The 12303-nt window shown below is 46.4% G+C and carries 14 protein-coding genes; 7 read left to right on the forward strand and 7 right to left on the reverse strand.

The annotated features are described in order from the left end of the window. Positions 1 to 98: 98 nt before the first annotated feature. Complete coding sequence (locus CA267_RS05675) at positions 99 to 350, forward strand: DUF4282 domain-containing protein (RefSeq protein WP_075608386.1); 252 nt, start codon at positions 99 to 101, stop codon at positions 348 to 350. Positions 351 to 417: 67 nt separating this feature from the next. Here the strand turns inward: CA267_RS05675 and CA267_RS05680 are convergent, their stop codons facing one another. The 4 genes from CA267_RS05680 to folB are packed head-to-tail and all read right to left on the reverse strand — an operon-like array spanning position 418 to position 2482. Beyond that, complete coding sequence (locus CA267_RS05680) at positions 418 to 786, reverse strand: histidine triad nucleotide-binding protein (protein ID WP_075608385.1); 369 nt, start codon at positions 784 to 786, stop codon at positions 418 to 420. Positions 787 to 831: 45 nt separating this feature from the next. Beyond that, complete coding sequence (locus tag CA267_RS05685) at positions 832 to 1632, reverse strand: undecaprenyl-diphosphate phosphatase (protein WP_075608384.1); 801 nt, start codon at positions 1630 to 1632, stop codon at positions 832 to 834. 2 nt (positions 1633 to 1634) lie between these two features. Then, positions 1635 to 2132 carry a 2-amino-4-hydroxy-6-hydroxymethyldihydropteridine diphosphokinase gene (gene folK / locus CA267_RS05690; protein WP_075608383.1) on the reverse strand — a complete coding sequence of 166 codons (498 nt, stop codon included), beginning with the start codon at positions 2130 to 2132 and terminating at the stop codon, positions 1635 to 1637. Next, entirely contained in the window at positions 2126 to 2482 is a 357-nt protein-coding gene (gene folB / locus CA267_RS05695) for a dihydroneopterin aldolase (RefSeq protein WP_075608382.1), read from the reverse strand. The genes folK and folB overlap by 7 nt, the downstream gene beginning before the upstream one ends. Before the next feature lie 147 nt (positions 2483 to 2629). Between folB and plsY the strand changes: the two genes are divergently transcribed. Beyond that, positions 2630 to 3229, forward strand: coding sequence for a glycerol-3-phosphate 1-O-acyltransferase PlsY (gene plsY, locus CA267_RS05700; RefSeq protein ID WP_075608381.1), 600 nt, complete (start codon positions 2630 to 2632; stop codon positions 3227 to 3229). Positions 3230 to 3260: 31 nt separating this feature from the next. Here the strand turns inward: plsY and CA267_RS05705 are convergent, their stop codons facing one another. Further along, positions 3261 to 4631, reverse strand: coding sequence for an alkaline phosphatase family protein (locus tag CA267_RS05705; protein ID WP_232367603.1), 1371 nt, complete (start codon positions 4629 to 4631; stop codon positions 3261 to 3263). Continuing rightward, complete coding sequence (gene tsaD, locus CA267_RS05710) at positions 4573 to 5586, reverse strand: tRNA (adenosine(37)-N6)-threonylcarbamoyltransferase complex transferase subunit TsaD (RefSeq protein WP_075608379.1); 1014 nt, start codon at positions 5584 to 5586, stop codon at positions 4573 to 4575. Before tsaD ends, CA267_RS05705 begins: the two co-directional genes overlap by 59 nt. Positions 5587 to 5809: 223 nt before the next feature. Between tsaD and rpsU the strand changes: the two genes are divergently transcribed. The 4 genes from rpsU (at position 5810) to rpoD (ending at position 10515) form a co-directional block, all read left to right on the forward strand. Beyond that, positions 5810 to 6025 (forward strand): 30S ribosomal protein S21, encoded by a 216-nt coding sequence (gene rpsU / locus CA267_RS05715; RefSeq protein WP_012517258.1) that lies wholly within the window; start codon positions 5810 to 5812, stop codon positions 6023 to 6025. Between the two features lie 95 nt (positions 6026 to 6120). Further along, positions 6121 to 6567 carry a GatB/YqeY domain-containing protein gene (locus tag CA267_RS05720; protein WP_075608378.1) on the forward strand — a complete coding sequence of 149 codons (447 nt, stop codon included), beginning with the start codon at positions 6121 to 6123 and terminating at the stop codon, positions 6565 to 6567. A gap of 86 nt (positions 6568 to 6653) precedes the next feature. Continuing rightward, positions 6654 to 8435 carry a DNA primase gene (dnaG, locus tag CA267_RS05725; protein ID WP_075608377.1) on the forward strand — a complete coding sequence of 594 codons (1782 nt, stop codon included), beginning with the start codon at positions 6654 to 6656 and terminating at the stop codon, positions 8433 to 8435. Between the two features lie 244 nt (positions 8436 to 8679). After that, the gene (gene rpoD, locus CA267_RS05730; protein ID WP_075609977.1) at positions 8680 to 10515 is read left to right on the forward strand and encodes an RNA polymerase sigma factor RpoD; all 1836 of its coding nucleotides are present in this window, start codon (positions 8680 to 8682) and stop codon (positions 10513 to 10515) included. A 273-nt stretch (positions 10516 to 10788) separates the two neighbouring features. Here the strand turns inward: rpoD and CA267_RS05735 are convergent, their stop codons facing one another. Further along, positions 10789 to 11004 (reverse strand): hypothetical protein, encoded by a 216-nt coding sequence (locus tag CA267_RS05735; RefSeq protein ID WP_075608376.1) that lies wholly within the window; start codon positions 11002 to 11004, stop codon positions 10789 to 10791. Between the two features lie 294 nt (positions 11005 to 11298). Between CA267_RS05735 and dgcN the strand changes: the two genes are divergently transcribed. Continuing rightward, positions 11299 to 12297 (forward strand): N-acetyltransferase DgcN, encoded by a 999-nt coding sequence (gene dgcN, locus CA267_RS05740; protein ID WP_075609975.1) that lies wholly within the window; start codon positions 11299 to 11301, stop codon positions 12295 to 12297. Positions 12298 to 12303: the final 6 nt, after the last annotated feature.

Below are 12303 nucleotides of genomic sequence, written 5' to 3' on the forward strand. Positions count from 1 at the left end.
TAAGTAAACCTGTTCTCAGGCACATATTGAAACATAGCCACAGAGCCTCTGTTTGGTACTTATGTTTTAATCCCACTACTTTTGTTAAAGGAATAACGATGAGAAATATCTTCTTTTTTGACGCAATGCTCACCCCTAAAATTATCACTGTGGTTTATTGGTTATTACTCGCTAGTGCGTTTATCGGTGGCCTTACTACGATGTTCTTTGGCTACAACAGTAATTTCATATATGGCGTAGCCCTTACCATCGCAGGATGTATCGGCGCGCGAATCTGGTGTGAATTACTTATTGTATTATTTAAAATAAACAGTAACTTGCAGAAGCTTGCTGATAAGGTAGAACAGTAAAGAAAGATTTCAGTTCTTGTAGGCATCATTAACAAAAAGGGCTGTCATTTGACAGCCCTTTTATCTTTTATTCAAGTTGCTTAGGTCTGTCAGTATAAGGCGGCCACCCCATCAATTTGCCAGCTAACACATGCAAGTGAATGTGATACACAGATTGACCACCAAACTCATTACAGTTCATCACTGTGCGATACCCTTCTTCTGCGAAACCCATTTTTTTGGCCAGTTTGGCAGCCACCAGCATCATATGTCCCACCACCATACGATCATCATCAGAAATATCGTTTATAGTCGCGATAGGCTTTTTCGGAATCACCAGAAAGTGAATGGGGGCCTGGGCATTAATGTCATTAAACGCCAAAACGAGATCGTCATCGTAAATAATATCAGCCGGTATTTCCCGGGAAATGATTTTATCGAATATAGTTTCTGACATAAATTTTACCCTTACGTTATCGCGTATTTAATATAGTGACTTCGTTTATCCAAACACAAACCATAGCAGAACAGCGCCTAGCAACAGCCGATAAATAACAAATGGCAACATACCTATTCGGGAAATCCAGCTTAAGAAAAGATAGATACACAAATAAGCACTCACGAAAGAAAAGGCGGCGCCGTAGAATAACGCGCTCCAGTCGACTGCCGTATTTGACTCCACCAGCTCAAGAGTAGCTAACGCACCCGCACCTAAGATTACCGGAATAGACAGTAGAAAAGAAAAACGTGCAGAACTTTCTCTGTCTAGTCCCAGCATTAGCGCTGCGGTCATAGTAATGCCGGAACGAGAAGTGCCGGGGATAAGGGCTACCGCTTGCGCCAGACCAATAATAACCGCTTGTCGCAACGTCATGGTTTCCAGTTTCTGCGTATGTTTAGCGGCTTTATCCGCGTACCATAACAACAGGCCGAAAATAATAGTGGTACAGGCAACCACCAGCATGGTTCGAGCGTTTAGTTCAATCCAGTCTTTTAGCAAGAAGCCAAAGACCACTGCAGGAATGGTAGCAATAATGACAAACCAGGCAAGTTTGCTGTCAGTAGTTTGCTGCTTACTAAAACCTTTAGAAACCCAGGCGCCTGCCATTTGCGCAATGTCGTGACGAAAATAAATCATTACGGCTAACAAGCTTCCCACATGTACCGCAACGTCAAAGGCCAGCCCTTGACTTACCCAGCCCAGTAATTCTGCAGGTAGCAGTAAATGAGCCGAACTACTAATAGGTAAAAACTCAGTGACACCTTGAATAAGGGCAAGAATGATAATTTCGAAGAGTGACATTCTTACGAGGAACTCCAGTTAAATAGGATTGGCCATAGCTGTTGCGAGGATTTATCAAAATCACACCACAACTGCCGGTAGGTTTGTCTTGCGACAGGATGGACTTCTTCAGGCACCAGTTCTGCAAGGGGTTGCAGAACAAAAGCATTGAACAGTATTTCTTCCCGAGGCAATACAACAGGTTGCATGGTGATTACATGATTGTAGGTTAATAGATCTAAATCCAGAGTGCGAGAACAAAATTTCTTTTCGCCGTGCTTTCTACCATTCTCTCGCTCGATGGCCTTCAGCCGTTGGCATACCTGCTCTATCGACAATTCTGTGCAGGCTTTCACCACCAAGTTGTAGAATCGGCTTCCGTTAAACCCTACCGCTTCGCTTTCATAAACCCTGGACCATTGCACCTCAGCAAATATCGACTCCAATGCAGTTCTGGCGGCGCGAATATGCTTTGTTCGATCAATATTTGACCCGACACTGATAAGAATATCATTCACGATGGTAGCGCCTGCCTCATTTTCACCATAACCTGCGTGGCCTGAGGCAGTATGTCAGGTTTGATAATGGTCAGGGTAATGGCATGAATTGGAAAACGAGCCAAAACGGCATCCATCACCGCTTTTCCCAAGGCTTCCAGCAGCTCAAAGGAAGTTCCTGCCGCTGTTTGTTGTACAAATTCCGCCAGCTGCGCATAATCAATGGTATCTGCAACGTTATCGCTTTGCATTGCCTTGGATAAGTCAGCATCAATTTCAATATCAAGCAATAGCCGGGTGAGTCGCTTTCGTTCCCAGTCATACACGCCAATCAGCGTATCAACTTCAAGACCTTGTATAATTATCTGTTCCATTCAGTTTGTATCTTTAATTGCTCATTTCGCCAGTGCGCACTCTTTGCAAACATTATTAAAAACCGTCGCTGAAAGCTAACTATGTGGCGCAATGATGGGCTTTCTAGTAGTGTGTGTAGAGTGTAACGTGAACATCGGCAGTATGACATGATTGCAACCATTATTCTGATGATTGGTGTGGCCTATTTATTTGGCTCACTCTCCAGCGCTGTGGTGATTTGCCAGCTATTTGGCATTGCCGACCCCCGTACTGCGGGGTCGAAAAATCCAGGCGCGACCAATGTCTATCGATTGGGGGGAAGATTTCCCGCCATACTTGTGCTTTTTATGGATATTTTGAAAGGCACGGTACCAGTTTATATCAGCTACTGGATGGGCATTGAGCCCATACCCTTAGGTTTTATCGGTATTGCCGCCTGCCTAGGTCACATTTTCCCTTTATATTTTGGTTTCAGAGGAGGAAAAGGCGTTGCCACTGCTTTTGGCACCTTGCTACCCATTGGACTGGATCTCGCCGGGCTGCTTATTTTAACGTGGGGATTGGTGGTGTTTTTCTGGGGCTACTCATCGTTAGGAGCCATTATTGCTGTCAGCTTGGCGCCACTTTTCACCTGGTTTATCAAACCGATGTACACAGTACCAGTAGCAATGCTGTCGCTACTGGTCATTCTGCGCCACCACGGCAATATCACGCGTTTAATAAGAAAAGAAGAAAGTAAAGTGTGGGATAAAGTCAAATTAAAGTAATTACGCATCTTTATCCCGCGGGGTGACTCAACTAAGGGGTTTTTAACCCTTTTTCAAAGACGCGAGTATTGCCGTCAACATCGGTAAGCAGCTTTAATCCCATTATTTTTGCCAGCCCGGGATAGATTGCCAGGTTCTGCATCACGGGCAAGGTAACGTCTTTTTTAAAAGCCGGCCCGGCAGCAACAAAAAGTGCCCCCATATCTGGGTGCGAAGGCAAATACCCGTGTCTACCGACACTGCGATGCCCATCTGTAGTGGTAAAGCTGGCTGGCGGAGAAATCTCCAACAAAATATCGCCGGTACGTGAATTCGCTGGCATATAACGTTCTTCGCGTTCTGCATCAGTTAGTACATGATATCTTCCCTGACTGAGACGCTGGAGCGACTGGCGAAGTTTGTCAATGTCACTGTTTTTGACACCGGGCTTGGCATAAATCATAGTTTGACTGCTTGCTACTTCAACCACAAAAGCATCGTCGTCTATATCCAGTGTATCTACGTTGAACAGGCGTTTTTCTTCAATTTTGGTCATACCATGATCAGACACAATGACTAAATTGACTGGCACGGGCAGAGCTTGCAGGCGATCATAAAGTTGTCCAATTAACGTATCCACAGTTTGCACGGCAGCGTGAGTTTCCTGCGCATCCGGACCGAATTTATGACCCATGGAATCCACCAGAGAAAAATAGCCGGCAACGAAAAGCGGCCGCTGCCCTTCAGGTAAACTCAGCCATTGGATAATCTGGTCGATGCGCGCCTGATAATCCGAATATTTTGAATAATGATAATAATAACTGGGGGTGGCGCCATTAATTAATGCATCGGACTCAGGCCAAAAATAAGTGGCCGATTTAAACCCGCTGAACTCCACCAGATTCCATAACGGCATTCCTTGTATCCAGGTACTGTCGGCGCCGCCTTTACCCATACTGTAGCGTGCATAAGTATCGCCCTTCGGCCGCTTTTTATCATAAAAAGCATTGTTTACAATACCATGATGAACAGGCAGCAAACCCGTAATAATAGAAATATGGTTAGGAAAGGTACTGGCCGGATACACCGACAGCATATTCTTAGCCCTTACCCCCTCACTGGCTATACGCGCAAGATTTTTCGCGTCATGTTTTTCGATATAATCATGACGAAAACCATCTAAGGACATTAGCACTACATGCTGACGTTCATTTTGCGCCACAGAGTTTGTGATACCAGTCTGATTATTGGCGTGAGAAATGCCGATAACACTCAGTAAGCCTAATGCAATGACAAATCCGCTGTTTACTTTCATCAATCCTTTTTCCAGTTTATTTAAATAAATAGTAGGGACGGTAATAACCTTATACCGGAGCGAGAGAATCCAGCGCCCAACGGGGTTTTGCCGGCGCGCCCAGGTCACACGTCTGCCCCGCCTTTAGTCGCTGCATACCGGCGTAGGCAATCATGGCCCCGTTGTCGGTACAAAACGCCAAATCCGGATAAAAGACCTCGCCGTGCAGTTCTTTCATCAACGCCGACATTTTTTCTCTTAAATAGCTATTTGCACTTACCCCACCCGCGATAACCAAACGCTTCATGCCAGTTTGCTTCAATGCCCGCTTGCACTTTATCAGCAGGGTATCGACTACGGCTTCTTGAAACGCAAACGCTATATTTGCCTTTGTTTGTTCACTGTCATCAGCATCGCGAATGGTATTTGCGGCAAAGGTTTTAAGACCGCTGAAACTAAAATCCAACCCAGGCCGGTCGGTCATTGGCCGAGGGAATTTATAGTGACCGCCCTCGCCTTTTTCGGCCAGTTTCGCCAATAATGGACCGCCGGGATAATCCAGACCCAGGAGTTTGGCGGTTTTATCAAAAGCTTCACCCGCCGCGTCATCAATAGATTCACCTAACACCGAATAACGCCCAATGCCATCCACTTTTACCAGCATGGAATGCCCGCCAGATACCAGTAGAGCGACAAATGGGAAAGCCGGGGCGTTTTGCTCCAACATTGGCGCCAGCAAATGCCCTTCCATATGGTGTACGCCCACAGCGGGAATATTCCACGCGTAGGCAAGTGAACGGCCTACCGACGAGCCCACTAATAACGCCCCGACTAATCCGGGGCCTTGAGTAAACGCGATGCCGTTAAGATCTTCAGAAGTGGTATTTGCCTCTACAAGCGCCTTCTTTATTAAAGGAACAATTTTGCGCACATGATCGCGGGAGGCAAGCTCCGGCACCACACCGCCATAGTCAGCGTGAAGCTTTACCTGGCTGTATAACTCGTGGGATAATAACCCCTGCTCATCGTCGTAAACCGCAATACCGGTTTCGTCGCAGGATGTTTCGATTCCCAAAATGCGCATATTTAATTTCCACAATCACCGTCAAGGCCGCTGAGTTTACCGTTAATGCCCGTATCAGGGAATGGTAATCCACAAAATTAGCAGGTGCTGGCTATTTTTTAGCAAATCCGGCTTTACTTTTGTCGGAGATATGATTAGAATTTCGCACCATTTTTAACCCGGGTGCCGTATTAGCGCTTAATTTTACCCGGTATTCCTAGTAAAATTTTGAGGTAAGAATTTAATGCCCATCGTTAAAGTTAGAGAAAACGAGCCATTTGACGTAGCGCTTCGTCGTTTTAAGCGTTCTTGTGAGAAAGCAGGTGTATTGTCTGAAGTTCGTCGTCGTGAGTTCTTCGAAAAGCCTACTTGGGAACGCAAGCGTAAGAAAGCTGCTGCTAAAAAGCGTCATCTGAAAAAGCTGGCTCGCGAAAACGCGCGTCGCGTAAAACTCTACTAAGATAGTGTTGGCAAGAGGTGTCGGTTACCGGCGCCTTTATTGTCTTTTGTTACCTGCCTAAATCTGATTCCACTAACACACGTTAGGTCTTTATCATGGCTTTAATTGACGATCTGAAAAACGCGCAGAAAGAAGCAATGCGTGCGAAAGACAAAGTCCGTTTGGGCACCATTCGCATGACAATGGCTGCAATTAAACAGCGTGAAATTGACGAGCAAATTACTCTTGAAGAGTCTGACATTCTGGCGATTATCACCAAAATGGTTAAGCAACGTCAAGATGCCGCATCTCAGTTTGACCAAGCTGGTCGCGAGGATTTGTCTGCCAATGAACGCGCAGAAATTGTGGTACTGGAATCATTCCTGCCTCAGCCTTTAACCGAAGATGAGCTTAATGCACTAATAGAAGATGCAATGGCGTCAACAGGTGCTAACGGTATGCAGGACATGGGTAAGGTAATGGGTGTTCTGAAGCCACAAGTTCAGGGGCGCGCCGACATGGGTGCGTTAAGCGGCAAAATTAAGGCTCGCTTGAATTCCTAAGATTCGTGGCGCAACGTTATTAAAGCGTTGCGCCATTTCTTTAGCTTGCTAAAGTAACCTTTCATTTATTTACTTACGCAGTGCTCATGGCCGGAAAGATTCCCCGCGATTTTATCGACGATATTCTTGCTCGTACTGATGTAGTCGACATTGTAGACAGCCGCGTAAAGTTAAAAAAAGCTGGCAAGAATTACCAGGCCTGCTGCCCCTTCCATAGTGAAAAAACGCCTTCTTTTACCGTTAGTCAGGATAAACAGTTCTATCATTGTTTCGGCTGTGGCGCCCACGGCAATGCCATCTCCTTTGTCATGGAATACGATCGCCTGGAGTTTGTAGATGCCATTGAAGAGCTTGCCCGGCTGCATGGTATGGAAGTGCCACGAGAGCAAAATTCCCGACCTGCAATAAGTGAAGCAAAAAAGGCGCAACAAGAAGACGACTACGCGTTGATGGAAAAAGTCGCTCGCTTTTTTCAGCACCAGTTGCGTCACCATAGCAATAGCGAAAAAGCCATCGACTACCTGAAACGACGTGGCTTATCAGGCGATGTTGTCAAGCAATGGGAAATTGGATACGCGCCTTCAGAATGGGACGGTGTGTTAAAGGCGTTTGGCAGCAATGCTCAGCGGGTAAACCAGTTGCTGGAGCTTAAACTGATCAGCCAAAATGATAGCGGCCGCCAGTACGACTTTTTTCGCGACCGGATTATGTTCCCTATTCGCGATCGTCGCGGGCGCGTGGTGGGGTTCGGCGGCCGGGTCCTTGATGAAGGCGGGCCGAAATATTTAAACTCTCCGGAAACCCGTGTATTTCATAAAGGCCATGAGCTGTTTGGTTTTTATCAAGTGAAACAAAAGAACCGGCAACTGGACAAAGTCGTTATAGTTGAAGGTTATATGGATGTGGTCGCCTTGAGCCAATACAACATTAATATTGCCACTGCAGCACTAGGCACAGCTACCACACCTGAACATTTGCAGTTACTAATGCGCACTACGGGTCACATCATCTGTTGTTACGATGGTGACCGGGCGGGCCGTGACGCTGCATGGCGAGCACTGGAAAACGCGCTTCCGGCACTTAAAGACGGTGTGAAGCTCACCTTCCTGTTTCTGCCGGACGGGGAAGATCCAGATACTATGGTCCGTCAGATAGGTGCAAACGCCTTTTTAGCACTAACAGATGAGGCCCAGCCCCTTTCCCGTTTCTTTTTTGAAACGTTGTTAAAGCATCATGAAGTGGGTTCCCCGGAAGGGAAAATGGCGTTAAAAGCGGCAGCCCAGCCGTTGATTGATCAGGTACTAGGGGATAACCAGCGTAATATGCTGCAGGAAGAATTGGCCAAGCATGTAGGCGAATATGACCGGTTTAGACTACAGACTGACATTCAGTCTGCTAATCGCAAAGCTGATCGGCCCTTTACGTCTACTGTACAAAATAATGTGCAGAAGACCCGTTTGTCGCCGGTACGCATGATGTTACGAATTTTACTGGATAACCCACAGTTAGCTTCAGAATGCGAAGATGTCACACCGCAAATTCTGGCGCATAGTGGATTGGCGGGCATTGGATTATTGCTTGATGTTCATCAGTATTGCCAAACCCATTCCTGTGCAAAAACTGCGCAGGTGATTGAAAACTTCCGCGACCATCCCCATTCATCCATTATCGCGAAGTTACTGTTACAGGAACACCTGGTCAGCGACGAGGATGCCAAACTGGTTTATTGTGACAGTTTTGGCAAGCTGTTGGACTGGCATTTTGATAGTAGAATTGAAACCCTGATATCTCGTTCGCGGGTACAGCCACTGACGCAAGTTGAAAAGCAGGAATTAAATCTACTGATGAAGGAACGTCAGAAATCCTGAAAAGACGATTTTTGACTAAAAAACATGCCGCTTTTCTGGCCAAATTTAAGGGAAATCTGCTATACTGGTAAATTCGCTGCAAGAAGGGCTTCCCGCAGCATACCATTTTTAAGCCGGAATAATCGCAGGTTTTTTGCCTGACGGGTGCGGTAACAACACGACAGCAAGCATGGGCAGGCAAGGATTTCCGCAGCTTGAACGTGCTTTTTTGCTTAAATATTTAAATGTGAGAAGTGTAGGTTATATGGCGCAAAGCAAGCAGTCTCAGATTAAACTCCTGATTGCAAAAGGTAAAGAGCAAGGTTACTTAACCTTTGCAGAAGTAAATGACCACCTGCCGCAAGACATAGTCGATTCTGATCAAATCGAAGACATCATCCGCATGATTAATGATATGGGTATTCAAGTTTCAGAATCAGCACCTGATTCTGACGAACTACTCATGCAGGAAACTACGGCTGATGAAGATGCTGCAGAAGCAGCCGCTCAAGCACTGGCTACTGTCGAAAGTGAAATAGGCCGCACCACAGACCCGGTACGTATGTACATGCGTGAAATGGGTACGGTCGAACTGCTTACCCGCGAAGGCGAAATTGAAATTGCCAAGCGCATTGAAGATGGTATCAATCAGGTTCAATGTTCTGTTGCAGAATATCCGGAAGCTATCACGTATTTGCTGGAACAGTGGGATTTATATGAAGCGGAAGAGATTCGTTTAGGCGATATTATCTCCGGCTTTGTTGATCCTAATGAAGAACAGGATTTAGCACCTACGGCTACTCACATTGGGTCAGAATTGTCTCAGAAAGAACTGGACGATGAAGATGATGACGACGACGATGATGACGAGGAAGAAGAGGAAGATACCGGCGTAGATCCAGAACTGGCGCGGGAAAAATTTGCCCAGTTACGCGAGCAGTATGTAAAAGCTCGTGGCGTTATCGAAAAGAAAGGCCGTTCACATAAAGATTCCCGAATAGAAATTGAAGCGTTAAGCGAAGTTTTTAAAGAATTCCGTTTGGTGCCGAAGCAGTTTGATCGCATGGTAAAAAACATGCGCGATATGATGGACAAGGTGCGCATTCAAGAACGCCTGGTCATGAAGTTCTGTGTAATGAACGCCAAGATGCCGAAAAAGGATTTTATTAAATCGTTTGCCGGCAATGAAACATCGACTAAATGGCTTCATGAAGCTCTGGCTTCTAAGGCCGATTACGCCGAAAAACTTGGCGAATATAAAGAAGACATTGAGCGCTGCATTTCTAAAATGAACCAGGTTGAACAGGAAACTGGTCTGGTCATTATTGATATCAAAGATATTAACCGTCGCATGTCAATCGGTGAAGCAAAAGCGCGCCGGGCGAAAAAAGAAATGGTGGAAGCCAACTTACGACTGGTTATTTCTATTGCTAAGAAGTATACCAATCGCGGTTTACAGTTCCTGGATCTAATTCAGGAAGGCAATATTGGTTTGATGAAGGCGGTCGATAAGTTCGAATATCGTCGAGGCTATAAGTTTTCAACCTATGCAACGTGGTGGATACGCCAGGCGATTACCCGCTCTATTGCAGATCAGGCGCGGACTATTCGTATTCCGGTGCATATGATTGAGACCATCAACAAACTCAATCGTATTTCTCGTCAGATGCTTCAGGAAATGGGTCGTGAACCGTCTCCTGAAGAATTGTCAGAACGTATGCTGATGCCAGAAGACAAGATTCGCAAGGTGTTAAAAATTGCTAAAGAGCCAATCTCGATGGAAACCCCTATCGGTGATGATGAAGATTCGCATCTTGGTGACTTTATCGAGGACAGCACTATTATCCAGCCTCTCGATTCGGCTACGGGTGGAAGTTTGAAAGACGCCACACAGGAAGTCTTGGCTGGACTGACGGCTCGTGAAGCGAAAGTACTGCGTATGCGTTTTGGTATTGATATGAACACTGACCACACCTTAGAAGAAGTGGGCAAGCAGTTCGATGTTACCCGTGAGCGTATTCGTCAGATTGAAGCGAAAGCATTACGTAAGCTTCGTCACCCTAGCCGCTCAGAACAGCTGCGCAGCTTCCTGGATGAATAACCGCTATGTAGCGTAATTGAACAGCCACCGTAAGGTGGCTGTTTTGTATCTGCTCTGCTCTGCTCTGCTCTGCTCTGCTCTGCTCTGCTCTGCAATAATACCAATACTTATTGATGCGCGATCATCACGCACTGATATAAATTGGGCCTGAAGGACCGCACTACACGATATACCGAACGGCTGGCTATTCCAGCTTCTGCCCTCTTCGCGTTCTTTCTCTGGCAACGATAACGTTTCGCATAAGCTGCCATAAATAGCCAGAACGCCTATTGATTAACCCGGTCTTGACAAAAACGCTAGCCCCTTTTTGCTGATTTTTTGTTTAGCTGAATATGCAGGATAGTTCGGCGGGAAGTGATAGCGACTGCTTTTTAAACGATAAGTGAAGATTTTCTGGCCGAACTTCTGGAGCAAGAATGTTACAGCAGAGCCATCAAGGATGATGTTACGGCGTTTCGAAGGAGAAAGCTTTACTATCTCAAGAGGCATTAATTTTAACCCCTTATGCTTCTGCTCTGTACAGTTCGCTCTGCGACAAAAACGGTGTTGTCTATAACGATGTTCTGACAGCAAATGTAAACAGCCCCGGAGTTTAACGGAAAGAACCTAAGTATCCAAATTTTTGCCTTTGCGCATAGAAAGCATTACCTCCTAATGGTATCGTCTTTAGCTGAGCTATTTGCTGGGCTGCTAGCTAGACTGCAAGATCTTCGGCTAACGGTCGCTTTGCTTTTTAATTATCAGAGAACTAAACGCCTCCTTATTGTTACTACGGGTACAAAAATGCTTATCACGCCTCCATATTTACTTTTTATCGGCAATGCGACCGACCCTTTGAGCATAAAGATGGCCCGTAGCGCCGCCGATTGGAGCCCCGAAAAATGTCTGGGCGAATACCGACTTGACGGGTGTACAGTTACAACGGGTTGCCCGGTAATATCAATTGAAGCAGCGGCCCGTGAGGGGGCAAAAAGTTTTGTGCTGGGTTTTGCAAATAGCGGAGGGCATCTGTCGCCGGAATGGTTGCCTACCATTATTACTGCGCTGGATGCAGGAATGGACATTGTCAGCGGTTTGCACGACAAGCTTACCGACTTTCCGGAGCTGGTGTCTCAAGCCGAAAAGGTGGGTAAGCGATTAATTGATATACGTCATCCTACCGCCAGATTTAAAACCGCCACTGGCGGCAAACGTGCAGGAAAGCGATTATTAGCGGTGGGAACAGATTGCTCGGTAGGCAAAATGTACACCGCACTCGCTCTAACCAAAGCGCTAAACCAGCGAGACGTTAAGGCAACGTTTCGAGCCACAGGCCAAAGCGGTATTCTTGTGGCCGGTAATGGCGTGGCCATAGACTGCGTAATATCAGATTTTATCTCTGGTGCTGCGGAAGGATTGAGCCCTGCCAACGACAGTGACCATTGGGATGTTATTGAAGGTCAGGGTTCGCTGTCCCATCCAGCGTTTGCTGGTGTCAGTCTGGGTTTGTTACATGGATCGCAGCCTGACGCGCTGGTTGTTTGTCATGCTCTTGGCCGCTCTCACATGCGCGGCCTGCCACATTATCCTCAGCCTTCCATTGCACATACTATCGACCTTAACCTTACCCACGCCAGATTAACCAACCCGGATGCAAAGGTGGTTGGCATTGCCGTAAACACCTCCAGTGTATCAGAACAGGAAGCATTGGCAGTATGCCAGCGGCTTGCCGAGGAATTTCAGCTGCCCTGCGCCGATCCCATTCGTCATGGCGTGAAAGCTATCGTGGATAATCTACTATGAGCGTGC

Source organism: Alteromonas pelagimontana (assembly GCF_002499975.2).
In the GTDB taxonomy this organism is placed as follows: Bacteria; Pseudomonadota; Gammaproteobacteria; order Enterobacterales; family Alteromonadaceae; genus Alteromonas; species Alteromonas pelagimontana.